The 26004-nt window shown below is 67.0% G+C and carries 23 protein-coding genes; 4 read left to right on the top strand and 19 right to left on the bottom strand.

Going from position 1 to position 26004, the window contains the following annotated elements; translation table 11 throughout:
• Together K3756_RS05915 and K3756_RS05910 are read right to left on the bottom strand one after the other, a co-directional pair.
• The gene (locus K3756_RS05915) at nt 1–6426 is read right to left on the bottom strand and encodes a type I polyketide synthase (RefSeq protein WP_409202434.1); all 6426 of its coding nucleotides are present in this window, start codon (nt 6424–6426) and stop codon (nt 1–3) included.
• 264 nt (nt 6427–6690) lie between these two features.
• Entirely contained in the window at nt 6691–8151 is a 1461-nt protein-coding gene (locus K3756_RS05910) for a hypothetical protein (protein ID WP_259991853.1), read from the bottom strand.
• A 206-nt stretch (nt 8152–8357) separates the two neighbouring features.
• Here K3756_RS05910 and K3756_RS05905 point away from each other — a divergent pair, with 206 nt between their 5' ends.
• Entirely contained in the window at nt 8358–9110 is a 753-nt protein-coding gene (locus K3756_RS05905; protein ID WP_259991852.1) for a WecB/TagA/CpsF family glycosyltransferase, read from the top strand.
• On the opposite strand, the gene K3756_RS05900 is transcribed toward K3756_RS05905, so the two are convergent.
• From K3756_RS05900 to K3756_RS05870, 7 genes are all read right to left on the bottom strand, one after another.
• Entirely contained in the window at nt 9111–10052 is a 942-nt protein-coding gene (locus K3756_RS05900; protein WP_259991851.1) for a glycosyltransferase family 2 protein, read from the bottom strand.
• Entirely contained in the window at nt 10049–11092 is a 1044-nt protein-coding gene (locus tag K3756_RS05895; RefSeq protein WP_259991850.1) for a glycosyltransferase family 2 protein, read from the bottom strand. The genes K3756_RS05900 and K3756_RS05895 overlap by 4 nt, the downstream gene beginning before the upstream one ends.
• 166 nt (nt 11093–11258) lie before the next feature.
• Nucleotides 11259–12290, bottom strand: coding sequence for a GGDEF domain-containing protein (locus K3756_RS05890; protein ID WP_259991849.1), 1032 nt, complete (start codon nt 12288–12290; stop codon nt 11259–11261).
• Nucleotides 12290–12874 carry a heme NO-binding domain-containing protein gene (locus K3756_RS05885; protein ID WP_259991848.1) on the bottom strand — a complete coding sequence of 195 codons (585 nt, stop codon included), beginning with the start codon at nt 12872–12874 and terminating at the stop codon, nt 12290–12292. The genes K3756_RS05890 and K3756_RS05885 overlap by 1 nt, the downstream gene beginning before the upstream one ends.
• A 71-nt stretch (nt 12875–12945) precedes the next feature.
• On the bottom strand, nt 12946–14505 hold the full coding sequence (locus tag K3756_RS05880) for a trimethylamine methyltransferase family protein (RefSeq protein ID WP_259991846.1): 1560 nt from the start codon (nt 14503–14505) through the stop codon (nt 12946–12948).
• Nucleotides 14506–14602: 97 nt separating this feature from the next.
• The gene (locus K3756_RS05875) at nt 14603–15313 is read right to left on the bottom strand and encodes an HAD family hydrolase (RefSeq protein WP_259991844.1); all 711 of its coding nucleotides are present in this window, start codon (nt 15311–15313) and stop codon (nt 14603–14605) included.
• Complete coding sequence (locus K3756_RS05870; RefSeq protein WP_259991842.1) at nt 15310–15594, bottom strand: DUF3572 domain-containing protein; 285 nt, start codon at nt 15592–15594, stop codon at nt 15310–15312. The genes K3756_RS05875 and K3756_RS05870 overlap by 4 nt, the downstream gene beginning before the upstream one ends.
• A 97-nt stretch (nt 15595–15691) precedes the next feature.
• On the opposite strand from K3756_RS05870, the gene K3756_RS05865 reads away from it, so the two are divergent.
• Nucleotides 15692–17104: a diguanylate cyclase domain-containing protein gene (locus K3756_RS05865; RefSeq protein ID WP_259991840.1), complete on the top strand. Its 1413-nt coding sequence runs from the start codon at nt 15692–15694 to the stop codon at nt 17102–17104.
• 18 nt (nt 17105–17122) lie between these two features.
• Here the strand turns inward: K3756_RS05865 and K3756_RS05860 are convergent, their stop codons facing one another.
• The 4 genes from K3756_RS05860 to K3756_RS05845 are packed head-to-tail and all read right to left on the bottom strand — an operon-like array spanning nt 17123 to nt 19021.
• On the bottom strand, nt 17123–17590 hold the full coding sequence (locus tag K3756_RS05860) for a periplasmic heavy metal sensor (protein ID WP_259991838.1): 468 nt from the start codon (nt 17588–17590) through the stop codon (nt 17123–17125).
• Nucleotides 17587–17928 carry a hypothetical protein gene (locus tag K3756_RS05855; RefSeq protein WP_259991836.1) on the bottom strand — a complete coding sequence of 114 codons (342 nt, stop codon included), beginning with the start codon at nt 17926–17928 and terminating at the stop codon, nt 17587–17589. Before K3756_RS05855 ends, K3756_RS05860 begins: the two co-directional genes overlap by 4 nt.
• Nucleotides 17921–18508, bottom strand: a complete 588-nt coding sequence (locus K3756_RS05850) for an RNA polymerase sigma factor (RefSeq protein WP_259991834.1) — start codon at nt 18506–18508, stop codon at nt 17921–17923. Before K3756_RS05850 ends, K3756_RS05855 begins: the two co-directional genes overlap by 8 nt.
• 60 nt (nt 18509–18568) lie before the next feature.
• Entirely contained in the window at nt 18569–19021 is a 453-nt protein-coding gene (locus tag K3756_RS05845) for an EF-hand domain-containing protein (protein WP_259991832.1), read from the bottom strand.
• A 196-nt stretch (nt 19022–19217) separates the two neighbouring features.
• On the opposite strand from K3756_RS05845, the gene K3756_RS05840 reads away from it, so the two are divergent.
• The gene (locus K3756_RS05840; protein ID WP_409202422.1) at nt 19218–19637 is read left to right on the top strand and encodes a DUF983 domain-containing protein; all 420 of its coding nucleotides are present in this window, start codon (nt 19218–19220) and stop codon (nt 19635–19637) included.
• 30 nt (nt 19638–19667) lie between these two features.
• Entirely contained in the window at nt 19668–20375 is a 708-nt protein-coding gene (locus tag K3756_RS05835) for an NUDIX hydrolase (RefSeq protein WP_259991831.1), read from the top strand.
• Here K3756_RS05835 and K3756_RS05830 read toward each other — a convergent pair.
• Genes K3756_RS05830 through K3756_RS05805 form a run of 6 tightly spaced genes read right to left on the bottom strand, consistent with a single transcriptional unit; the run spans nt 20372 to nt 26004 of the window.
• On the bottom strand, nt 20372–21274 hold the full coding sequence (locus K3756_RS05830; protein WP_409202433.1) for an EamA/RhaT family transporter: 903 nt from the start codon (nt 21272–21274) through the stop codon (nt 20372–20374). The genes K3756_RS05835 and K3756_RS05830 overlap by 4 nt on opposite strands.
• 5 nt (nt 21275–21279) lie before the next feature.
• Complete coding sequence (locus K3756_RS05825) at nt 21280–22026, bottom strand: SDR family oxidoreductase (protein WP_259991829.1); 747 nt, start codon at nt 22024–22026, stop codon at nt 21280–21282.
• Complete coding sequence (locus K3756_RS05820) at nt 22023–23492, bottom strand: carnitine 3-dehydrogenase (RefSeq protein ID WP_259991827.1); 1470 nt, start codon at nt 23490–23492, stop codon at nt 22023–22025. Before K3756_RS05820 ends, K3756_RS05825 begins: the two co-directional genes overlap by 4 nt.
• Nucleotides 23489–24022 (bottom strand): lipocalin, encoded by a 534-nt coding sequence (locus tag K3756_RS05815; RefSeq protein WP_259991825.1) that lies wholly within the window; start codon nt 24020–24022, stop codon nt 23489–23491. Before K3756_RS05815 ends, K3756_RS05820 begins: the two co-directional genes overlap by 4 nt.
• The gene (locus K3756_RS05810; RefSeq protein ID WP_259991823.1) at nt 24019–24927 is read right to left on the bottom strand and encodes a 3-keto-5-aminohexanoate cleavage protein; all 909 of its coding nucleotides are present in this window, start codon (nt 24925–24927) and stop codon (nt 24019–24021) included. The genes K3756_RS05815 and K3756_RS05810 overlap by 4 nt, the downstream gene beginning before the upstream one ends.
• Nucleotides 24928–24960: 33 nt before the next feature.
• The gene (locus tag K3756_RS05805; RefSeq protein WP_259991821.1) at nt 24961–26004 is read right to left on the bottom strand and encodes an aldo/keto reductase; all 1044 of its coding nucleotides are present in this window, start codon (nt 26002–26004) and stop codon (nt 24961–24963) included.

Below are 26004 nucleotides of genomic sequence, written 5' to 3'. Positions count from 1 at the left end.
CTACTCCGCTGCCGTGGCGCGGCGGGCATCGTCCGTGCCGGCCAGTGCATCGGCAATGACCTCGCGCAACTCGGACGCCATGACAACCACATTGGGCGACAACACCATGCTGTCGTGATCGCCCGGCACCTCGATCACCGTGACTTCCGGCGCGTAGCGGCGCCAGTCGTTGTCCTCGAACACATATTCGCGTTCCGCACTGACCCAATTGCCGCCCGACACCTTGAACTGACGGTCCAGCACCGGCCGCAGCAGGGTCATCGGCCCGTCCCATTGCGGTGTGTCATAGGCCGCGACACTGCGCAGGAATGCCGCTTCGATCTTGGTGTTGTTGAATTGCGCGGCGGTGTCCTCGGACGGGGCATCGCGGCGCTTGGACAGCTCCCACGCAATCCGGTTGCGTGCCCACTCACCCAGATAGGCAGGCCCCTTGCGGCGCAATTCCGCCAGCTTGATCAGGGCCTTGTCCGGCTTGCTCAACGCGGGGCGCACCGGCAGCGGCGTGTCCAGAAGCGCCAGCACGGCCACCCGCTGGCCTGCCGCACGCAGCTGCTGCGCCATCTCGTAGGCGGTGATGCCCCCGCCCGAAAACCCCGACAACAGATACGGCCCCTCGGGCTGCACCTGCCGCAGCTCCTCGATATAGGCGGCGGCGGCCGCTTCGATGGTCTCGTGGGGCGCGTGATCGCCGATCAACCCCCGCGCCTGCAGCCCGAAGACCGCACGGTCCGGGGCCAGCTGCTGCGCCAAATGGCGCAGGTTGAGCACGTTGCCGAACATGCCCGCCACGACAAAAAGCGGCGGCGCGCTGGCCGGTCGCGTGGCGTTGAGCGGCACCAGATAGGTGAAACGCACCGGCGCATCCGCCGCGTCTTCCGCAGGCGCGCCCGTGTCTTCGCGAACGCCGATCCGCTCGGACAGGGACGCGATCGTCGGGGTCTCGAACAGGATCGATATGGGAAATTCGACACCGAATTCGCGCTTCACGGCCGCAAACAGGCGCACCGCGATCAACGAATGGCCGCCCAGATCAAAGAAACTGTCCTGCGCACCCACCGGTGTCACACCCAGCAGGTTTTCCCACATCTGCGCCAGCTTTTGCTGCACCGGACCCTCCGGCGGCTCGAACGAGCCGTCCAGATCGGTGCGCTCGAAACTCTGGCCGCCGGGGGCCGCGCGCGGGGGCACGTCGGCCTGCGCAATCAGATCGTCCAACGGCACCGAGGATACGTAGACCTGCGGCACATCCGCGGCCAGCGCGCGCGCCAGTGCCCGTGGCCCCTCCGCCGCGGTGATCCCCTGACCAACCAGATAGGCCAACCGCTCCTCGGCCTCGGTCAGGGCACGTGGCGCATCCGGATCGGCGTCGAATGTCACCTCGCGGGCATCCAGTGGCGCGGCTTGGGCGGCAAATCCGCCCGCCAGCCGTGTCATCGCAAAATCGCGCACCTCGACCAGAACCGCCCCGTCGGCATCCGTGACCGTCACGTCAAACCGCGCGTCGCCGCCTGCCCCGTCCGATACCCGCATCCAGCTGTAGATGTCGCGCGGCAGGGCGCCATGCACCACGATTTCACCGTAAGACACCGGAACCCACAGGTCGGCGGGGTCATAATCGGGCGCCAGCGCAATCGCCCAGCCCGTCGCCAGATCCAGCAATCCGGGGTGCAGGACGAACCCCTCGGGCGTCTGCGCCTCCAGCGTCAACCGCGCGAGCCCCTCGGTCTGCCCCATCTGCCGCGCCCGCACGACCTGCCACTGTGGCCCGAACCTCAGATGCGCCTCTTGCGGGGATGGCATATGCGCGCCACCCGCATCCTCCACCGCGCCCAAGCGCGCAGAAATCTCCTGCAAATCAATGGTCTGCGCGGCGTCCTTCGCCTCGCACAGCTGCGCCTGCGCGTGCAATTGCCAACCGCTGCGGCCCCCGAAGACACAATCCGACCGGAGCGTTGCGGCCATACCGTCCGCGTCCGGGTCCAACGTCACCCGCATCGCGCGCTCCGCCCCGTCGGCCACATCGAACGCCCGCAGGAAATACAGATCGCGCAGCGCGAAACTGCCGCTCATGCCGACCGCGCGCGCCGCCTGCGCCAGCGTGTCGATCATCCCCGTGCCCGGCATCACCGCCCGCCCGTCCGACAGCCGGTGCTGGTCCAGCACCCACATCCCGTCCGCCGATACCGCCGTGTCGAACGTGATCTCGCCCGCGGCGGTGATCTCTTGGGTGTCGAGCAATGCCCCCGCAACCGGACGCGGCGGCAGCGCGTCGGGGGCGCTCGTGCCCACCGCCTGCGCGGCCATGCCGACATCGGCCCACACGCCCCAGTTCACCGCAACCACCCGCGTCTGACCGCCCTGCCGCGCCTGCGCATAGGCGTTGAGATAAGCGTTGGCCGCCACGTAATCCACCTGCCCCGCGGCGCGGGTCGCCGTCGAGGTCGAGGCAAAAAGCACCATCAGATCAACCGCCCCGTCGGGCAACAGCTGGTCGAGCACCCGCAGGCCCTGCACCTTGGGCGCCAGCACCGCATCCACCTGCGCCTGCGTCTTGCCCAGCACCGGCGCATCGTCCAGCGTGCCTGCCGCGTGAATGACGCCGTCGATGCCGCCCGCGTCCTGCAGGGCCTCGATGACCTTGCGCATCTGCGCGATGTTGACCACATCCGCGTGGCGCACCTCGACCGATCCGCCCAGGGCCTCCAACCGCTCCACCGCCCTGATCTGGCGCAGCACACGCTCGGACGCGGGTCTGCCCCCGGCCAAGGTCCGCGCCCAGTCGACACGGGCGGGCATGGCGACACGGCTCAACAGCACAACCCGCGCCGCGTGACGCGTCAGCAGATCCGCGGCAATCGTCTGGCCGATGCCCCCGAAACCGCCTGTTATCAAATAAGTGCCACCGTCGCGGAACGCGGGCGTATCCGCGTCGACCTCAGGCAGACGCGTCTCGCGGTATCTCTGCTCCAACCGCCGTGCGCCCCGCAGGGCCGCCACACGGTTGCCCGCAGTGGCGAGCAGCTCGTCCAGCACCGGCTGCGTCAGGTCATGGGCCGTTTCGGGCACCGCGCGGGCGAACCATCCCGCCACCGGAGCGGCCTGCGCCTGCGCCACCTCCAGATCGAGGCTCGAACAGGTCAGCCCCGCAACCTCGCGGGGCAAGACCCCCACCGGGCCGCTGATCATCGCCTTTTCGGGATGCGGCACCGGTTCACCCGCCACGGCAACCGCGCCATTGGTCAACACGGTCAGGTGACGCGCGGGGCCACCCGGCTCCTGATCGGCCAACACCTGCCCCAGCCACAGCAGGCTATAGAACCCCTGCTCCAGATTGCGGTCAAAGAAGCTGCTGCCCGGGCGGTGCGGCGTGCCTTCGGTGATCTGCCAGAAATGCGCGATCCGCGTGGGCAGATCGCCCGCCTCCTGCAACGCGGCAAAAAGCTGGTCATACCCGTCGCGCCCCTGTTCGGGGGCCAGCTGGAAACGGTCCTGCGACAGGCGCGCAAAACTGTCACCGGCGGTGACGGTACAAACCCGCGCGCCCGCATCGCGCAAACGGCGGACCACCGGTTCGGCCACCCCGAAGGCGTCGGCAAATACCAGCCACACATCGTCGCGCGCGGCCCGCAGCGCCGCATCGGGATCGGCATCCACATCTGCAAAACGGGGCCGCCAGCCGGGCACGGCCCCCCAGTCGGCAATATCGTCCATCCGGCGCAGGGGGGCTTCGGCACTGGCCGCCTGCGCGGTGCCGGGGGTGATAAAATAGGGGCTGCGCTGGAACTGGTAGGTCGGCAGCACCACCCGCGCGCGGCGCGCCTCGCCCCAGATCTGGGCCCAGTCGGCCTCGACCCCGCAGGCCCACAAACGCCCGATGATCCCCATGAAATACACGTCATCGGCCACCGCCTGATCGGGGTGGCGCAGGCTGCTCAGCACCTGAGCGGGCGACACGGCGGGCGACATCTGCGCCAGCGACGACAGCGCCTTGCCCGGCCCGACCTCCAGGAACACGCGCTTTTCGTCTGCCGACAGCGTAGTGATGCAATCGGCGAAACGCACCGTGTTGCGCAGCTGGTCGACCCAGTATTCAGGGTCCGTGGCCTGCGCCGGTGTGATCTGCTGACCGGTGCGGTTGGACATGAACGGCAGGCGCGGCGGCTGCAGGTCCAGACCCGCCAGAAACGCGCGGTACTCGGCGAGGATCGGCTCCAGCATGCGGCTGTGGGCGGCGATATCGATGGCGATGCGCTGGCTGTCGATGCCATCGGCCCGAAGCCGCTCTGCCAAAGCCTCCAAAGCCGCATCGGGGCCGGACACCGCGGTCAGCTCGGGGCCGTTGACCGACGCGATATCCAGATCATCCCCAAGGTAGGGCATCAGCGCCTCTTGCGACAGCGGCACGCTGATCATGCCGCCCGCGGGCACGCTGTCGAACAGGCGTCCGCGCAGCAGCACCAGATCGATCAGATCCTCGAACCCCATCACACCGGCAAGACAGGCAGCCACGTTTTCACCCATCGAATGGCCCACCATCGCCACCGGCGCCACGCCCCAGCTGATCCACAACTGCGCCAGCGCGTATTCGGTGATCGCGATCAGCGGCAGTTGAACCGACGGCTGCTTGAGCGTCTCTTCGGCGGCGGCCTGTGCCTCGGGCGCGGGCAGCCACAGGGCGCGGATATCATAGTCCAGCTGTCCCGCCAGATGGTCCAGCCCGCGGTCCATCACGTCGGCAAAAACCGGCTCCGTCTCGTACAGGTCACGCGCCATGCCGGGATACTGGGCGCCCCCACCGGGGAACATGAACACCACACCGGGATCATCGCCCAGCCGCGTGTGGGTGAACACCTGCCGCGGGTCGGCGTCCTCCAGCATCTGCGCGGCCTGTGCTGCGGTCTCGGCGACCAGCACGCGGCGGTGCTCGAACCCGCGCCGCCCGTTTTTCAGCGTAAAGGCCACATCGGCCAGATCACAGTCGGGATCGGCCCGCAAATGCGCGGCAAGTGCGGCGGCATTGGCATCCAGCGCCGCTTTCGACCGCGCGGAAATGACCAGCGGATGGAAGGGAAAGTCGCTCTCGTCGGTGGCTGCGGGCGCCGGCGCCTCCGCCAGGATGGCGTGGGCATTCGTACCCCCGACGCCCAGCGCGTTGATCGCGGCGTGGCGCGGGCTGTCCCCGCGCGGCCATGCCGTCAGCCGGTCGTTGACCGAAAACGGGCTGCTGGCGAAATCAATCGCCGGATTGGGTGCCTCGAACCCCAGCGACGGCGGCATCGCCTCGTGGTGCAACGACAGCGCCGCCTTGACCAGCCCGGCCACGCCCGCAGCCGTGTCCAGATGGCCGATGTTGGTCTTGACCGACCCGATGCGGCAGAAATCGCGCTTGTCGGTGTGCGCGGACCACGCATCGCTCAGCGCGGCGACTTCGATGGGATCGCCCAGATAGGTGCCGGTGCCGTGGCACTCGACCATCCCGATGGCCTCTGGCGACATGCCTGCCGCCTCCAGCGCCCTGCCGATCGCCGCCGACTGCCCGTCCACCGACGGCGCGAGATATCCCGCCTTGGCCGCCCCGTCATTGTTGACCGCAGATCCCTTGAGCACCGCCCAGATGTGATCGCCGTCCGCCTGCGCATCCGACAGCCGCTTGAGCGCGACACAGCCCGCGCCCGACCCGAAAACCGTGCCTTGGGCGCGGTGGTCAAAGGCGTGGCACTCTCCGTCGGGCGACAGGATCTCGTTTTCCTTGAACAGATACCCCCGTCCCTGCGGCAGCTCGATGGTCACACCGCCCGCCAGCGCCATGTCGATCTCGCCCGCGCGCAGCGCCGCCGCCGCATAGTGGATCGCGACCAGCGATGTCGAACAGGCCGTCTGCAGGTTGATCGACGGGCCGGTCAGGTCGAACACATGGCTCACCCGCGTCGACAGGAAATCCTTGTCGTTGCCGGTGTGGCGCAGCAGGAACATGCCCACATCGTCGACCAGTTCGGGGTTCGAGCAGATGTTGAAATAGAAATAGCTCCCCATGCCGCAGCCTGCGTAAACCCCGATGGGGCCGGGCACGGTTTCGGGCACATGGCCCGCCTGCTCCATCGCCTCCCAAGCAACCTCGAGAAACTTGCGATGCTGTGGGTCAAGGATCGCGGCATCCTTGGGCGAAAACCCGAAGAACTCCGCATCGAACGTGTCGAACCCCGCCAGATCGGCGGCCGCGCGCACATAATTCTTGCGGGCGATGGTTTCGGGGGTCTCTCCCGCAGCCAGCAGTTCGGCTTCGGACAGCGTGCGGATCGAACTGATGCCACCCTGCAAATTGCGCCAGTAGTCCTGCACCGTGGCCGCACCGGGCACGTTGACGGCCATGCCGACAATGGCAATCTCTTCGCCCGCCCCGATTGTGCCGCGACCGTGATCCTTCATAACGTCCATCCCCAATGTCCGCGCATCCGCCGACAGGGCCCCCGAAATACCTTAACAAATCCCGACCCGCCGCAACAGGCCAACCCCTCGCAAACGGGACCGATCCCGCCCCGTGTCCCTTGAATTTATAGTCTTTTATTCAATACCGCATCATACCGCAGAGCCAAGCCTACCGCAACAAAACCCGCGGCGGCACAGGTTTTGGGAATTGGGCGAAACAATCGTGCCGCATTTGCGGATTCGCACGGCCCGCTGGCAGCGGTGCTATAAAATGGTGCGCTTGCCGACCGACGCGGGCCCGTCCATCAGCGGGCGGTGGCGCAGCGCATGCCGCGGGCGCACCGCACGGCGCGGATTGAGCCGCTCCGCATAGCCCAGAACCGCCCCCGCACACAGCCATGTCACCGGCGTCAGCGTCGCGTTGAGCAGCATGTCCATCAACGTGATCCCAAGGATCAGCGCCATCACCCCGATATAGGGCGACAGCGCCGCCGCGTGGTCGCGACGCCACGCATTGCGCGCCAGCAACAGGATCGGCAGCGACAACAAGCCGAATTCGCACAAGTACCCCAACCACCCGAACGACCCGAACACAATGATCCACCGGCCATCCGGGATCGACAGGATCTGTCCCGTCTCCGCGTCGCGGATCAGGCTGCGGCCCCACCCGCTCCACCCGAACAGCGGCTTTTGCGCGGCCCGGCCCAACAGCTGTTCTTCGTTGTCGAACCGGTATTCCAGCGATTGCGCGCGGGCGGGATTGACCGTCTCGATCTGTGCGACGATCTGCTCGGTCGGAATGGCGCCAAGGTTGCGCAGCATCGGATAGGTGACCGCCACCAGCGCAAAACACGTGGCCAGCGCGATCTGCCACCGGCGCGGCGCGAACAGGACAACCGGCAACAGCAAAACTCCGTAGGCCGCCGCCGCGGCGCTCTTGCACAGGATGAGAATGGCAAACAGATACAGCGCCACGCCCAGCGCCTTCCACCGGTCCAGCTTGGGCGTCACCCGCGCCAGTGCCACGGCGGCCATCATGCTGGTGCAGAAAAACAGCGCCAGCCACAGCCCGTGGGGCAGGAAAACAATGGGCCTGTAGCCGCCGCCGCGGATCGTCTGGGCAAAACTGTGCTGGAAAAACCCGTAGGTCCACACGTTCATCTGCGGGCTGAACCGGATTTCGATCAGTGCCAGCACCGAATACGCACAGCCCGCCAGCATCAACACCACCAGCACATCGCGCAGCCCCTCTTCGGTCGACAGGAACTGCCGGGCCAGCAGGAACGGCACCAGCACCAGCATCTGCGCGATCAACACCGACCCGATATCGCGGATCGATTGCCCCGGCAGAGCGTCCACCAGAAACAGGATCGGATCGGCGTTCGACAGCACCTCGAAAAAGATCGGTTCGCGGTTGGTCATCACCGTGGGCACCGCACACAGCACGAACCCCACGACCAGCACCCGCGCCACCCTGCCTTCGGGCCACAAATGCACCTTGTGCGACGTCGCCAGCACCAATATCGCCAGCGCCGCGACACTGGGGATCGACACCTTGTCCAGCGCAGGCACCAGCGGCAGATTGAACTCCGCCAGCGGCGGCAGCAGCAAATACCCCCCCACGATCGACCAGATCAGCGCCCGCTCCACCCGCAGGGTGCGGAACATCACCAGACAGACCATCGGCCAGGCCAGCAGCGCCAGATATGCAATCGCGTTGGGCATCCGCCCCTTTCCAGACAGCTTCGCAAACAACGTCCCGAGACCTTTGCACATACACTCTAGGCAGGTCCGTGTCATCACGGTACTTTGGGCAAGAACCCCACGCCGCCCCCACACCGCAGGCCGGAAGTATCTGTTATGTTTGAAAAATCCGATTATTTCATCGCGCCGCACGGCACAAGCCGCGCCGTGACGGGGTGCGCGGGGCGATGAAATTTGGCGGCACTGGTTACTCGGTCGAGATCAATGTGGCGACACGCAAGCAATTGTTTCGCACCGTGCGCGCCCGCATGGCGGAACAGCGCGGATTCGCGCTGGCCACCCTCAATCTCGACCACCTGACGAAACTGCCCAATGACCCCCGCTTCGCCGAGGCCTACGCCCGTCACGATCTGATTGTCGCGGACGGCCGGCCGGTCGTGTGGCTGTCACGGCTGGCGCGCAGGCCCGTGGCGCTGATGCCGGGCTCCGATCTGATCCTGCCGCTGTGCACGCTTGCCGCCGAAACCCGCACGCCCGTGGCCCTCATGGGCAGCTCGGACGCCGCACTCGCCGCCGCGGCCGAGGCGTTGCGCCAGCGTGTGCCGGGGCTGTCGATCGCCCTATGCCACGCGCCCGCCTACGGGTTTGACCCCACCGGCGGCGATGCCGATGCCATCTGCGACATGCTCGGGCGCAGCGGCGCAGGCTTGTGCTTTATCGCGCTGGGCGCCCCGAAGCAAGAACTTTTCGCCGCCCACGCCGCGCGGCACTGCCCCCATATCGGGTTTGCCTCCATCGGTGCTGGGCTCGACTTTCTGGCAGGTCATCAGGTCCGCGCACCGCGTCTGATGCGGATGCTGGCGCTCGAATGGCTCTGGCGCGCGCTGCAAAGCCCGCGGCGCATGGTGCCGCGCTACGCCAAATGCTTCGCGATCCTGCCGGGGCTTGCGGGCCAGGCACTGCGCCAGCGCCGCCGCTGATCACTTGTACTCGATCAACCGCCGCTGCCCGCCGGTCCACCGACGCAGATAATACCCCAATGCGCCCTGCGCCTCCGCGAATTTGCCGGTGACATTGAAGACCGCAGGCACCAGCCCCATCCGCGGGGCCAACCGCAATACCTGCACCGGATAGATCAGGCCAAGCACATGCGCCCACGGCCCCGCCACCATGGCCAGCGCCACAATCGCCACCGGCAGCGCCAGCCCGAAAACCAGCGCCCGCCGCGTTTCGCGGACCCAATGGCGCTCGGGCGGGCCACCGTGCAGCGCGGCCCCTTCGGCAAAGGCATGACCGGCCCGCCTGCTGCGCTGCCACCACTGGGCAAACCGGGTGATCTGGGCATCGTGGGCCGTCATCTCGGCGCCAATGCGCCATATCTTCCAGCCCGCCGCGCGCAGACGGATGCACAGCTCGGGCTCTTCTCCCGCGATCAGATCCGCGCGGTAGCCGCCCACCGCCCGCAGGAGGGCCACCCGCATCAGCGCATCGCCCCCGCAGGCCCGCGCCTCGCCGACCGGCGTGTCCCATTCCGCGTCGATCAGGCGGTTGTACACCGACGCCTGCGGCTCGGTCTCGCGTCGCCGTCCGCAGACCACGGCCACATCCGGCCGCGCGTCCAGAAACGCCCGCGCCGTCGCCAGCCACCCGGGCTGCATCACGCAATCGCCGTCCAGAAACTGCACCATCTCAACCGCGTCGGGCACCGCGGCCAGCCCCGCATTGCGCGCCCGCGCGGCGGTGAAGGGCTGCGTCATATCCAGGGCGACCACCGTCGCGCCGCGCGCCTGCGCCGCCGCAACCGACCCGTCCGTCGATCCGCTATCGACGTAAATCACCGTGTCGATCCCGCCCAAAGCATCCAGACAGGCCAGCAGACGCGCCCCCTCGTTGCGGCCAATCACCACCGCCGCGACACTCATGCCCCGCCCTCGCGGGACGCCAGATAGGCATTATACCCCGCCGAGGGCACCAGAAACCCGGCCTGCTGCAACGGGGCGATCCCGGCCCAGCGCCGCGCGGCCGCGGAATACAGCGTCACATCCGGATCCCGCGCCGCAACCCGCGCCCGCGCGGCATCTTCCCCGTGATCCAGATCGGCCGTACCACTTGACGCGATATCCCGCGCCAGCCCGCCGCCCGCGAATTTATAGTGCCGGATCACCGCCGTCATATCGCTGCACACCACCCCTTGGGACAGATGCGGATGCGGCGCCGGTGTCACACCCGGCCCGTTAAAGATCAGCGGATGCTTCGTGAGACAGCACGTCTCGCCAAAAACGCGCCCCCGCACGCCGCCAAAGCAGAAATCGATCCGCGCGTCGGGGATCGTGTTGTCGCGCAGCAGCGCCGCAAAGGGAATCTCCGGCGCATGATAGGGTCTGCGCTCCACGGTGCTGATGTCATAGTGGTCAAACGCCGCCAGCGCCTGTTCGAAATCCAGATCATCCGCCGCCCGCAACGGCGTTACGGGAAACATCTCGAGCATCTGCGCCACCAGCGCGGTATCGCCCCGCGCCCGCAAATACCCCACCAGCCCGTCGATGCCGATGCGCGCGCGGCCCTCGAAATCAAACTGCTCGTCCATATCGACATAAAGACACCACCGGTCGGCGCCGTAGGTCTGCGCAGGATACCCCCGCATCAAATCCTCGTATTGCGCCAGCGGCAGCACCGCCCGGTCGATGACGGTGTTCGGCTCTGCCCTGATCCGCGCCAGCGTGTCATCGGTCGACCCGTTGTCGAAAAACGCGAAATGCGTCACCCCCATCGCGCGGTAATAGTCGAAAAACGCATCCATATAGTAGGATCCGTCCCGCACCAGCACGATGGCCAGCACCGCGTCCCGCGGCACGTGGAAATCCGCCCCGTGGATATGCTCCAGCGCGGCGGCAAAACGGGCGCGGCGGCGGCGCTCGGCCAGCCGTCGGGCCACGCGGGAAAAAAAGGAACGCGGTGTCATCATACCCCCATGCCTTTACGTCAGTCGTGGCCGCCGGTCCACCGGTGCGGCATGCTTTGGCCCCCGGGCGCGGCAAATCGGCTGCGGCGCTCGGGGCCTGTGGGTCTTGGCCCGCACCGGTCTGGCCGGTGCTCCGGTGGCACAGGCTCCCCTTTCCACGCCGGTCCTACCGCCCGCGCTCCGCGTTTGAGTCGGCCGATGCCACCGCCGCGTCGTCGCGCAAATCGGGCGAATACACCGTCTGCTGCGCCCGTCCGCGGTGCTTCGAGGCATAAAGCGCGATATCCGCATCCTCCAGCAGCGCCTCGCGGGTGGGCGACTGGCTGGCCTGTATCCACACGGTGCCGATGCTGGCCGAAATCTCGCAGGTATGATCGCGGTAGCTGATCGGCTCCTCGATGCGGCTGATGATGCGGCGGCCCACCGCCTCCAGCGTGGTCACATCGCGCACATCGGGCAGCACCACGGTAAATTCATCGCCCCCCACGCGCGCCACGGTGTCACCGCTGCGGGTTTCCTCGACCATCGCCGCGGCCACGACCTGCAACACGTGATCGCCCGCGCCGTGGCCCAGCGTGTCGTTGACGGCCTTGAAATAATCCAGATCGATGTGCATCACCGCGAACCCCAGCTTGGCCACCAGCAACCGCTCCAGCACATGGTCCAGCGCGCGGCGGTTCTTCAGCCCGGTCAACGTGTCGGTGAACGCCTGTTCTTCCGCCGCGACCTTGGCGCCCTGCAACCGCCGGTTCAACTGTTGCGACGCGTGCATCGCGGCGGATTGCGCCTCCACCAGATACAGCGTCTCGATGGCCAGATCGGTCGCGGCGAAATCGGCATTGGTCAGCGCGTATCGGCTGACCGCGTCGATCACCGAAATGCCGAACGACAGGTTGATGATCGATCCCGCCGCCGCCCCCGGCACCGGTACGAAAACGCCCTTGAGCTGCATCGCCTCGCCCTCGCGCAGGCGCAGTTGCAATTTGCCCTGCGGCGCGCAGGCAAGCGCCGCCAGACTGCCGACATCGCGCGGCCGCGTCACGTCGAATGCCTGCCACAGCGGTTTGCCCAACACCTCGGATGCCTGCGCGATCTTGCGCAGCGTCGGGCCCAGATGCGTGATCCGTCCCGCGCCATCCAGCCGCAGATGCATCGGGCACAGCACATCCATCACCTCCGAGTGCACCGCCGTCTGCATCATACGCTCTGGCCCAGCTCGAACAGCCGGCCGGTGCTGAACTCCGCCTCGATCAGGCCAATCTCGACCACCTCGTCGCCGCCCGCGCGCGTTACATGCTCCAGCAGCGCCAGCGTCCCGTAATCATCGGACATCGCGCGCAACAGGCCCATCATGAAATGGCCGAACCCCTCGAACGTCGCCCCGCAGCGCAGCACATAGCGCCCCGCCCCTTCGGTCAGCAACTCGATCCCCGGCAGCACCAGATCAGGCACGGCAAGCCGCGCGCGGTCGGGCAGATCGTCCAGCGAATGCAGGAAATCCTCGAAGGTCGCACCACCAAAGCGCAACAGGCGGCGCACCCGCTCGGCGTTGGGATGCGACACCAGATAACTGCCGATGTCCTCCATCACCTCGCTGCGGTCGCGCTCCAGCACCTCGGCCGCCGCGTCGAGCGCTGCATGCGTCAGCGCGTCCTCGTACCACAGCATCGCCTCGAATACTGGCGGATCAAGCGGCACGCGCCGCGCCACCGCCAGCCAGCGATCGGCCCCGTAGCCGTCGCAAATGTAGTTCTGAATGCTGCGGTTGATCAGCCCGTGCATGACCGCCCCTGCTTTGGCCCCGTGTTGCCCCGTTATGACGCCTGCGCGTTAACAGAAGGCAAAGACGCGCCTCAGAAATCGGTCGGCGCGCCCCCTTCGGCCTTGCGGCGGGCCACGAACTCGGCCAGCTCCTCGCGGATCGCCGCGTCCATCGCGGGTGGCTCGAAGCTGTTCACGATATCGCGGAACATGTGGTGGGCCCGCTCCGGCGTCCAGATGCCGCCCGCCACCTCCCAGCCCTCGTAATTCGTCCAGTCGCTCAGGAACGGCTGGTAAAACGCGGTGGTATAGCGGTCCTGCGTGTGCTGGATGCCGAAAAAATGGCCCTGGTTTCCGACCGACTTGATGGCGTCCAGCGCGATCTCGTCGGGGCCCGTGGCGCAAATCTCGGGCTGCATGTAGCGCTGGATCTGCTGCAGGATCTCGCAGTCCATGATGAATTTCTCGGGGCTCGCGATCAATCCGCCCTCCAGCCAGCCCGCAGCGTGATAGACCATGTTGGTCCCCGATTGCACCGCCGCCCACAGGCTGTTGGAGGTCTCCCACATCGCCTGCCCGTCGGGCACATTGGCCGCACAAACCCCTGACGAGCGCATCGGCAGCCCGTAAAACCGGCACAGCTGGCCGGTCATCTGGGTGGCGCGCATATATTCGGGCGTGCCAAAGGCGGGCGCACCGGTCTTCATGTCCACGTTCGAGGTAAACGTGCCGATCGCCACGCAGGATCCCGGCCGGATGATCTGCGCCAGCACCACCGCGATCAGCGCCTCGGCCAGCGACTGCGCCACCGCGCCCGACATCGTCACCGGCGCCATCGCACCTGCCAGCGTAAAGGGCGTGACCACCATCGCCTGGTTGCGCCGCGCGATCCGCATCCAGCCGTCGAGCATGGGAATGTCGTGCTTGAGCGGCGAGGTGGAGTTGATGTTGGTGTACATCTTGGGGCTGGCTTCGAACTCCTCATCGGTCCAGCCGCCGGAAATGCGCACCATCTCCATCACGTCTTCGACCCGCTCGCGGCCCAGTGAATAGGCGTGCATCGCCTTGTCGGTCAGGGTCAGCTTGTCATAAAGCACGTCCAGATGGCGCACCGAGGCATGGATGTCGACAGGCTCCACCGGATAGCCGCCCGCGAAATGGATACAGTTGAAATACTGGGTGAGCTTGAGCAGGTCCTGGCATTGCGCACGGGTGCCCGGCACCTTGCGGCCCAGCGCCATGTCCCAGTAGTTGGGCGGCGACGACACGTTGCCAAAGACCAGATTGCGGCCCCCGATCGTGATCGCGCGGTCGGGGTTGCGCGGCGTCAGCGTGAACTCCGACGGGGCGAGCGCCACGTATTCCATCACCATCTCGCGGCCCATGCGGACATTCTCGCCACTCACGGTGGCACCTGCCTTGCGCAACACCTCCAGCGCCTCGGCATTGAGAATTTCGATCCCGATCTCTTCGAGGATACGCATGGCCCCGTCGTGCACGGCGGCAACCCCCTCGGGGGTCAACGGCTCCACGGGGCGGTCGATGTTGACGGGCGGTGCCCAGGGCATCTGCTCGATCACGGCGGTGCCGCGGCGGTTCTTGGCGCCTGCCCGGCCCCCGCCTCGGGTTCTGCGTTTCGTCTGTTCGGTCATCTGGGCGCCTCCGCAAACCTGCTGTCGCCTCCCAGAAGGCGACGCATCGTGCCGGCTTGCCGCGCCTGTTGCGACACATTTTGTCGCGTTTGACCCCTCAGCCCCGCCCGAGCCTGTCGAGCCATGCAGGGATCTCGCCAATATCCTCGAGCACGACATCCGCGTGGGGGGCCAGCTCGTCGGCGGTGGCAAGCCCCGTCAGCACCGCAACCGTGTGCATCCCCGCGGCACGGCCCGCGTGCAGGTCATGGGTGCTGTCCCCGACCATCGCCACCCGGTCCGGGGGCACCCCCACCTGCGCGGCAAAGGCCAGCAGTTGGCCCGGCGCAGGCTTGCCGCCGTATCCGCTGTCGAAGCCCGCGATGAAATCGAACAGCTCCGTCACCCCGGCCTGATCCAGATGCGCGCGCGCGGGCGCCTCTGCGTCATTCGTGGCCACGCCGATGCGCAGCCCGCGGGCCTTGAACCCGATCAACAAAGGGCCCAGCGGCACCGCTTCGCTCTGCGGTGCCAGCGCGGCCTCTTCGTTCAACATGTCGAGCAATCCAGTACGGGTCAGCTGCGGAAAATGCGGCGACAGGGCGCGCGCCACTTCCCCCGGCGTGCCCGCGATGACCACGCTGTCACGCGCAAACCGGCGCTGGTCCAGATCGAAACCGATGCTCAGACCGACACTGCGCGCGCGGCCGCGGTCCTGCTCTGCGGCCCGCATCAGGAACGCCTCCGCCCAGCTTTCCCATGTGGTGGCGAAATCGAACAGGGTGCCGTCCTTGTCAAAGCACAGCGCGTCGATGCGGGCGATGCTCATGTCCAGTTCACCTGCGCGCCACCGGGCAGGGCCTGCCGCGCCTGCGCCACCCTTTCATAGGCGATGCCGGCCTGGTCGCAGAACGCCACCACCCACGCATCGTCCATCAGGATGAAATCCAGAACCCCACCCAGAACTTCGGGCTGCTCGATGCCCGCGCGCAGGTCGGATTCGGACAAACCTGAAGCCCCAAGGAAGATGGGCAAAAGTTCGCCGTCGGCCGCAAGCCAGCTAAGCGCCTGCAAAGCAAGGGTTTCTGCTGCGTTCTGTGTCAGTGTCATCGGAAAGCCGCCGTTTTGAATTTTATCGTCAACGCTTTGTTAACCAATCGGTCAGAAAACTGACCCATTCTTAATACACAGGTGCGGAAGGTAACAGATGCAGGGGAAAATCCTCGTCATAGATCCTATTGCCACGAACCGGATCATGCTCAAATCGGTACTGACGTCCGCCTGCTATGACGTGCAGCAGGCCTCGACCGTTGCCGAAGCCGCCGTGGCGACCGCCCGTTTCGCACCCGATCTGATCCTCAGCGCGCTGAGCTTTCCCGACGGGGGCATCGCGGATCTGCGGGCCTTTCTGAAACGTGGCGCGGTGGATGTGCCGGTGCCGATCGTGGCGCTGACCGGGCGGCATACGGCCGCTGACCGGGTCGCGGCGCTGAAATCCGGGGCCAATGACGTGCTGGTCCGCCCGGTGGACGACACCCTGCTGCTCGGACGCGTGCGGTCGGTGATCCGCGCGCATAACACCGCCTGCGAATGGCACCTGCGTGAAGACACCAGCCAGGCCCTCGGGCTGGCCGAACCCGCCGCCGAATTCGCAGCCCCCAGCCGGATCACCCTGATTAGCGCAGATCCCGCGACCGCGCATGGCTGGACCGCCGCGCTCAAGACCGAATTGCCCTGCTCGGTGCGGCATTGCACACCGCGGGCCGCACTTGCCAAAATCTACGACGCGCCGCCCGCCGACGCGATCGTGCTGGTCCTGCCCGACGATCTGGCACAGGCCGACGCATCGCTGCACATCATCTCGGTGCTGCGGGCCCATGCGGTGACCTCGATGATCGGCCTGCTCATCGTTCAGCAGACCCCCGCCCCCCGCATCGCCACCAACGCGCTCGATCTGGGGGCGGACGATTTGATGCTGCACGGGTTCGATGCGGCGGAAATGGCGCAACGCCTGCGGGCGCTGCTGGACCGCAAACGCCAGGTCGAAGCGATGCGGCGCACCGTGCGCACCGGCCTGCGGGCCGCGATCTTCGATCCGCTCACCGGATTGTACAACCGCCGCTACGCCATGCCGCATCTGTCGCGCACGCTGGAACAGGCGCGCCGCTCGGGCCAGTCCTTCGCCGTGATGGTGGCGGACATGGACCATTTCAAACGGATCAACGACCACTTCGGCCACGCCGCGGGCGATGCCGTGCTGATCGAAACCGCCCGCCGCCTGCGCGCCCATCTGCGGCCCGGTGACATGGTGTCCCGTCTGGGCGGCGAGGAATTCCTGATCGTCATGCCCGCCGTGTCGCCCGCACAGGCACAGGCCATCGCCAGCCGGATCTGCCAGGACATGGCACAAACGCCCTTCACCCTCCCCGGCGCGCCGCACCCCGAACAGGTCACGATCAGCATCGGTCTGGCGATGGGTCCGGGGGCCGCGGTGTCCTCCACGCATCCGCGTCCCACCGCCGACGGGGCCCGCGATCTGCTCGACAGCGCCGATCAGGCGCTCTATGCGGCCAAACTCAAAGGGCGCAACCGGGTCAATCTGGGCAGCACCGCCGCCTGAAAGGATCGCGGCTGACGCCTATTTGCGCGCCCGGTCCCGGCCCCGCCGGGCTAGCGTTTCCTCCAGCCGTTCGGCATAGGCGGCGCGCTGCGCATCCGTCATCTCGATCACCAGCGCCAGCCACGCATCGGTCACCCGCCCCACCCGGTCGAGCGAGCGGGTGCGCTGCGCCTCCAGCGCGGCCTGCACGGCGGCGGGATCGAAAGGTGCTGCGCGCAACGCCTGCAACATCTGCTCGAACCCCATCGGCCGGCCAATCCGGTCCCTGTCCTTGCTGCCGCGCAAACTGGCGCGCAGCCGGTCGCGCTGCTCGGGCGGCAATGCCCTGATATAGGGCGCGCCGAACCGCACATCCGCCCGCGCGCCCGGCGGCTCGCCCCGCGTGCGCAGCGCCACACCTGCGACGGCGGCAATCACCGCCAGATTGACAGCCAGCGACAGCGCCAGAACCACCGGCATCACGCGCCGTTTGCGCAGGACGCTCATGCGCCGTCCTCCTCGTCCAGATCCCAGCCAAAGGCGACCAGACCGGGCAATTCCGCCTCCGCGGCCGTGTCGGTGCCCACCAGCGCCAGCGGATCAAGCGCCTGCGCAGGCGGTGCCAGCCCGATCCAGAAGCCCGCCACCGTCGCGGTGACCAGACCACCCACGCCCGCGGGCCCGCCAACTGCGCGCAACATCTGCTGCCACCACGGGGCACGCGGCTGCACCGTGGCGGCATCCGCCAACACCCGCCGGACCAGCGCATCCGGCATCACGGGCGGTGCCGCGCGGGCCTGCATGAACACATCCTCCAGCATGTCGTCGTCATCACGGTCAGTCATCTGTGTACCCCAGTGCATCTTTCTGTCCGGCCAGATCGGCCGCCAGCGCGCGTTTGCCCCGCGCGGTCAGGCTTTCGACGGCGGCAATGCCGACGTCCAGTATCTCGGCGATTTCAGGGTTCGCCAACCCCTCGATGTGGCGCAGGACCACCGCTTGCCGCTGCCGTTCGGGCAACCGCAACAGGGCGGCCTGTAGCGCATCGTGACGGGCGCTGTCCAACATCCGCGCGGGCGCCGGTGCAGCAGGATCGGCCGGCGCGGCCACCGCATCGATGTCGGCGTGGGTCTGGCGGCGCAACCGGTCCGTGCACAGGTTGGCCGTCACCCGGTAAAGCCATGTCGACGCCTGCGCGCGGCCCGCATCCCACTTCGGCGCGATCTTCCACAACCGCATCAAAGCTTCCTGTGTCACGTCCTCGGCCTCCGCCCGGTCGCCCAATACGCGCACCGCATGGGCAAAGACCCGCGGCGCAAGCCGCTGTGTCAGCTGACGTGCCGCCGCATCGTCGCCCGCCGCGTAACGCGCCAGCAAGTCTGCATCCGCATCGCGGGCCTGAGAGGAGGAAGACGGTGGTGTCACTGGCAATTCCCGGCAATGAACGCACCCTGCCCGTGGCAGGATGCGCGGGCAAGCCCAAGCTCATTCGCTCGCGGGTTTGCCCTTTTTGCCGTGGCGGTGGTGCTGGCGGGCCTCGGCGAACTCCTCGGCACTCAGCGCCCCGTCCTTGTCGGTGTCGAGCCGGGCCAGCATCTCGGCAGGATTGCGCCGCGCTTCCATCTCGGCACGGGTCAGGCTGCCGTCGTCATTGGCATCGAGCCGCTGCATCATGCGGTCGGCCCGCTTTGCCCGCCGCGCATCGCCCGCCGCGCGCAACTCTTCGATGCTCAATGCACCGTCGTTGTTGGCATCCGCCCGCGCAAAGCGCTCCGCCGACCGCGCCTCGATCTCGGCCAGCGACAGCTTGCCGTCGCTGTTGGCGTCCAGACGCTCGAACATGGCCGCGGCACGCGCGGGTTTGTCCTCGCGGGCATCGGCATGGCTCGCCAGCAGACCTGCAACGATGGCGGCGGCGGTAAAGGTGATCTTGATCATGGTGTTCTCCTGTTTCGCTCGGACCACGGCGGCCTCTCTTGCGGCCGTGATCGGGGATAGAACGGGCCGCCGCAGCTTTTCCGTCGCACAAATGTGCAAAAAAATGCGACCCGACGCGGTTGGGACAAATCGCCACCTTCCTTTTCACGCACAAAAGGCGCATCTGTCTGCCATAGCACCCTGAGGGATTCAGACCATGAGTCAGAGCAACGCCCAACCGCGCATCGCGGCACATGACGACACAACCGGCGGCGAACGCCCGCGCATGCCCGCCATGCTGCGGGGCTGGCGGCGCCGGTGCCCCAACTGTGGCGCCGGTCCGCTGCTCTTCGGCTATCTCAAGGTCCACGACCACTGTGCCGTATGCGATCAGGAATTCCACCACCACCGCGCCGACGACGGGCCCGCCTATCTCACGATCCTGCTGGTCGGGCACCTGATGGCACCGCTGCTGCACTTCGTCTTTGTGCAATGGCGCCCCGAACCCATCGTGCTGTTCACGATCTTTGCGGTTGGCACCTGTGCGCTGTCCCTCTACCTTTTGCCGCGACTGAAGGGGGCGATGATCGGCTTCCAGTGGGCCAAGGAAATGGGCGGCTTTGCGCGCTCGGCCTAGGCCCGCACAGCTGCGCAAAGGGCCCGCCACGTGAGTGTCGACAAAACCGCCATCCGCAATGCCGCCACGGTGATCGTGATCCGCGACCGCGACACCGCGCCGCGCATCCTGATGGGCCAGCGCGGGGCGCGCGCGGCCTTCATGCCCAACAAATTCGTCTTTCCCGGCGGCGCGGTCGATCCGGGTGATGCCCATATCTCGCTGGCCGGACACACGCCCGCGCCGTGTCACGCAAGGCTGCTCGAAGGGTCCGACGCCGGTCTGGCCCATGCCGTATCGGTCGCCGCCATCCGCGAGCTGTGGGAAGAAACCGGCCTGATCCTCGGCACCCCCGGCGCGTGGGCGGGGGCACCGCCCCCCGATTGGCACAGCTTTGCCGCCACCGGTCATCTGCCCACCGCCGCGCCGCTGCAATTCGTGTTCCGCGCGCTCACGCCCCCCGGCAGGCCCCGCCGTTTCGATGCGCGGTTCTTTCTGGTCGATGTGGATGACATCGCCTCCGATCCCGATGATTTCGCCGCCGCCAGCGACGAGCTGTCGCATCTGCAATGGGTGCCGCTGACCGAGGCGCGGCGCTTCGATATGCCCTTCATCACCGAAGTCGTGCTGGCCGAGATAGAGGCCCGCGCCGCCGACCGGACGGCCCCCGCCTCCGTGCCCTATTTCCGCAACAACGACGAAGAAAGCCTGTTCCTGCGGCTGCACGGGCACAAGACCCCCTACGAGGATCCCGCCTAGATCACCACGATCAGCAACAGGATCGATGCGGCCAGTACCGTCATGCCCAGTGCCTCGCGCGCCGTGATCCTTTCGCGGAAAAACAGCGTGGTCGCCGCGACGCTGAGGATCAGTTCAACCTGCCCCAGCGCCTTCACATAGGCCGCGTTCTGCAGCGTGAAGGCCACGAACCAGCAAAACGACCCGCCCATCGACGTCACCCCGATCCACACCGCCACCCGCCGCGCGGCCCAGACGCGGGCGATCTCGCCCCTTTCGCGCAGCACCAGCCAGACCACCATCAACAGCGTCTGCATCGTGACCACCGCCATCAGCGTCACACCGGCGCGCAGCACCGGATCATCGGACGCCAGCGTCAGGGACGCCCCGCGGTAGCTCACGGCGGAAAACGCGAACAACACTCCCGACGCGATGCCCAGACCCGCCGCCCGGTTGCCCAGATCGCGCAGCGAAAAGCCCCGCGCCTCCTTGCCGCCCGACAACAACAGCAACCCCACAAGCCCCAGCGCGATCGCCGCGAACCCCGGCAAACTCACGCCTTCGCCCAGCAACAGAGCGCCCACCAGAACGGTCTGTATCACCTCGGTTTTCTTGAACGTGATGCCGACCGCAAAGTTGCGCTCCTTGAAAAGTGCGACCACACAGACCGTCGCCAGTATCTGCGCCACGGCCCCCAGCAGGCCAAAGCCCCAGAACCCCGCCGACAGCGCCGGCACCGCCACATCGCCCGCGCCCACATAGAGCGCGAGCAACACCGCGATGAACGGCCACGAGTACACAAAACGCGAAAACGTCGCCCCCGCCGGGCTCAGCGTTGTGCTCGCCAATACCTTTTGCAGCATGAACCGCACCGTCTGAAACGCAGCCGCCGCAATCGTGACAAGGGCCCAGGGTGCCAGCACCGCTACAGCCTCGGATCGGGGTTTTCGGTGTGCCCGTCCACCGCGATCACCTGTCCCGACACCATCCGCGCCGCGTCCGAGCCGAGAAAAAGCGCCATCTGCGCGATGTCCCCGGCCTCCACAAAGCGGCGCATCGACGTGCCAGCAGCGTACCCGTGATACACCTGATCGCGGGTCATGCCCTTGGCCGCCGCTTCGCGCGCCAGCACCCCTTCCATCCGGTCCCCTTCCACCGCGCCGGGGCAGATCGCATTGGCGCGGATGCCGTGCGGTCCCAACTCCATCGCCAGCGTTTTCATCAGACCGATCACCGCCCATTTCGCCGCCGCATAGGGCGCGCGGTTCGGATACCCGTAAATCCCCGCCGTCGAGGACGTCAGCACGATCGCCCCGCGCCCCGCGGCCTTCATTCTGGGGGCCGCGTGTTTGGCCGCCAGAAACGCCCCCTCCAGATTGACGCTGACACAGGCGCGCCAATCGGCCAGCTCCACCGCCTCGATCGGCGCGGTCGGCCCGGCAACGCCCGCGTTGGCACACAGCACATCAATCTGCGGCATCGCGGCGATCAGATCGCGCATCGCGGGCTCGTCCGTGGCATCGACGCGGTGGGCGTGCCAGCTGTCCGGGACCGCCGCCAGCGCCCGCGCGTCCACATCCGTCACCCACACGTCATGGCCCGCGCCTGCAAAGGCCGCGCCCATCGCACGACCGATCCCCGACGCGCCCGCCGTGATCAGAACACAGCTCACCTCGGTGCGCCGATGGCGCGGCCCACACCCTGCGGCAGCGGCAGCGCGGCGTGGCCCTCGGCAAACCGCTCCAGCGCCGCCTCGATCTGCGGCGCGGGCGGGCTGGGCTTGCGCGTCTCGAGGCTCACGTGCAGCAGGAAATGCTCGCCCGTCGCCAGCAGCCGGTCGCTCTCGTACATCTCGTGGAACAGATGCATCTTTTTGCCCGCCCCCAGAATGACACGGGTGCGAATGGTGATGACCGCGCCTGCGTGCACCTCGTCGAGATGGCGAATATGGGTCTCGGCGGTGAAATAACTGCCGCCCGTGGCGATATAGGCCGCATCACAGCCGATGATCTCCATGAACCGGTCGGTGGCATCGGCAAAGGCCTGCAGATACCGCGATTCCGTCATGTGGCCGTTGTAGTCGGTCCAGTCCAGCGGCACGGTCCGGTGCGCCGTCTCGACCAGCCGGTCGGCGGGCAGATCGGCGGCGCGCGCGCCATGCACGGTGCCCGCCCGCAACGCCGCCTCATGGGTGTTGATCAGCGCCCCCGCCCCCCAGTTCTGGGCCTTCAACCCGCGCATCATCGTGACCAGATTGTCGTCGCGGATCCGCTCCAGCGCGCGGATGCTGTGGGCCCCCGATTGCGCGTCGGACTGGCCCGCGATCAGATCGACCAGATCATCGTCAAACTCGGGCACATCCATCAGCTTGGTCCACGGCCACTTCAGCGCCGGACCGAACTGCGCCATGAAATGCTTCATCCCCGCCTCGCCGCCCGCCACGCGGTAGGTCTCGAACAGACCCATCTGCGCCCAGCGGATGCCAAAGCCATAGCGGATCGCGTTGTCGATCTCCTCGGTGGTGGCGATGCCGTCCTTGACCAGCCACAGCGCCTCGCGCCACACCGCCTCCAGAAAGCGGTCGGCCACATGGGCGTCGATTTCCTTTTTCAGATGCAGCGGATACATCCCCAAAGACGTCAATATCCCCTTCGCGGTCTCGACCAGCGCGGGATCGGCCCCCACCGCGACCAGCTCCACCAGCGGCAGCAGATAGACTGGGTTGAACGGATGCGCGACCATGATCTGACCGGGGCGCGCCGCCCCCTCCTGCAACTGCGACGGCTTGAACCCCGATGTGGACGACCCGATCACCGCATCGCTGTCACAGGCGGCTTGTATCCGGGCAAACGTATCGTGCTTGATCTCCAGCCGCTCCGGCACGCTTTCCTGTATCCACCGCGCGTCTGCTACGGCGTCGGCAATCGTGTCGCAGAAAACGATCTGCCCGCGCGGCGGCAGCGCCACATCCGTCAGACCGGGCAAGGATCTTGCCGCGTTGTCCATCACCTCGCCGATCTTGCGCTGCGCCTGCGGGTCGGGGTCAAAGACTTGCACCCGCCAGCCGTTCAGCGCAAACCGCGCCGCCCAACCGCCGCCGATAACGCCGCCCCCGATGATCGCTGCCGTCCGTGTCATTCTACGCTCCTGATCCGGCTGACGTCCCAGCCGTTGAAATCCAAAATCTCCGTGGCCGCCGCCGTGCGGTCCGCCGATCCGGTGCCGCGGTCGATCACGGCGGCCCATGTTCCCTCCGCATCGCCCACCGCCGCGGTGCGAAAGCCTTCATCGACCCACATCACCACCAGCGTCGCGTCGCCCCCCACCTCGCGCAGCACACCCGGCGCGCTGATCCGGTAGGGCGTGCGCACACCGTCCGCCTCGCGCAGCAGCACGCCATCCGTCGCCACGACATAACGCACCCGCGCCGCGCAGTCCCCCAGACAGCGCAGCGTCGTCCAGTCGCCCGCAAATCGCGCCACCTCGAACCGGCTGACCCCGCCCAGCGGCGCGGTCGGATTGCGCAGGCCGATGCGCACATCGCCCTGGGGCACCGGTGCTGCGGCACATCCCGCCAGCGCCACGGCCAGTGCGGCCCATGCTGCACTGCGGCGGCATACACTTTGTGCACGCCCGGTGTACGTGCGGTGCACGGGCGCTTTTCTCACGCGGGCATCCGCTTTTGCAGGCCAAGCCGGTCGCGCACGTCCTGCGGCCCGATCAACCGCGCGCCCATCCCCTCGATGATCCCGCGCGCCTTGCTGACCAGCTGGTGGTTCTCCGCCAGCACACCTTTTTCCAGCCACAGGTTGTCCTCCAGACCCACCCGCACATGGCCCCCCGCCAGCACCGATGCGGCGACATAGGCCATCTGGTTACGGCCCAGACCGAAGGCCGAAAAGGTCCAGTCATCGGGCACATTGTTGACCATCGCCATAAAGGTATTGAGGTCATCCGGCGCGCCCCATGGCACCCCCATGCACAGCTGCACCAGCGCAGGCGCGTCCAGCACGCCATCCTTAACCAGTTGTTTTGCATACCACAAATGGCCCGTGTCAAATGCCTCGATCTCGGGCTTCACGCCCAGATCGGTCATCATCCGCCCCATCGCGGTCAGCATGCCGGGGGTGTTCGTCATGACATAGTCGGCCTCGGCAAAGTTCATCGTGCCACAGTCGAGCGTGCAGATTTCGGGCAGGCATTCCGCGATATGCGCCATACGCTCGGTGGCGCCCACCATGTCGGTGCCCTCGCGGGTCGGGAACGGGGCCTCCACGTCACCAAAGACGATGTCGCCGCCCATGCCCGCCGTCAGATTGAGCACCACATCGGTGTCCGCGTCGCGGATGCGGTCGGTGACTTCACGGTACAGTTGCAAATCACGGCTAGGTTGGCCCGTCTCGGGATCACGCACATGGCAATGCACCACCGCCGCCCCCGCCTTGGCCGCCGCAATGGCACTCTCGGCGATCTGCTTGGGTGAGCGCGGCACGTGGTGGCTGCGGTCCTGCGTGGCACCTGATCCGGTGACGGCACAGGTGATGAAAACCTCGCGATTCATGGTCAGTGGCATATTTTCTGCTTTCTTTTCAGATACTCGATCGAATCAATACGGCAACGGATGATCCCGGTGAACAGTGTCGATCTCGGCCATTAACTCATCCGACAAACGCAGATCGGCGCCCGCCAGAATATGCTGCAACTGCGCGGTGGTGGTCGCGCCAAAGATCACCGACGCCATGAAGGGCCGCGCACAGGTCCACGCCAGCGCCATGTGCACAGGGTCCACGCTATGTCGTTCGGCCAGCGCCAGATAGGCCGCGACCGCCTCGAACGCGCGGTCGGTCTTGCGCCCGCCCAGCGTGTCGTTCAGCGACAGGCGCGATCCGTCGGGCACCGCCCCGCCCTGATATTTGCCGGTCAACATCCCCGCCGCCAGCGGCGAAAACGACAGCATCCCGATGTCCTCATTGTGCAGCGTTTCGGCCAGATCGGTATCGGCCAGACGGCACATCAGCGAATACTCGTTCTGCACCGTGGCGCAGCGTGGACCGCCGGTGGCCTGCGCCGCATCGACCCAGCGGCTCAAGCCCCAGGCGCTCTCGTTGCTCATGCCAAAGGCGCGGATCGTGCCGCGATCCACCTGCGCCTTGAGCGCCTCTAGACAGGCGTGCATGTTGTCTATCGTTTCGGCGCGGTCCTGATGGGTGGGGTCATAGGTCCAGTTCTTGCGGAACATGTAGCTGCCCCTGTTGGGCCAATGAAACTGATACAAATCAATGACATCCGTCTGCAGCCGCTTCAGCGATCCTTCGATGGTCGCGGGGATCGTATCGGCCGAAATGGGGGCGCCGTCGCGCACGGCGGCCAGCCCTTCGCCCGAATGTTTCGTGGCCAGCACCACGTCGCTCCTGCGGCCCGTCTTGGCGAACCAGCTGCCGATAATCTCTTCGGTCCGGCCGATGGTTTCGGCGCTGATCGGGTTGACGGGATACATTTCGGCGGTGTCGATAAAGTTGATGCCTGCCTCAAGCGCCATGTCGATCTGCGCGTGGCCCCCCGCCTCGGAGGTCTGGGTGCCCCATGTCATCGACCCCAGACACAGCTCGCTCACCTTGATTCCGGTGCGGCCCAATTCGTTCATCTTCAT

Origin of the sequence: Sulfitobacter sp. S190 (assembly GCF_025141935.1) — a bacterium.
Classification (GTDB): Bacteria; Pseudomonadota; Alphaproteobacteria; order Rhodobacterales; family Rhodobacteraceae; genus Sulfitobacter.
Note: the sequence above shows the minus strand (reverse complement) of the source record. Positions and strands in the feature narration are given on the sequence as shown.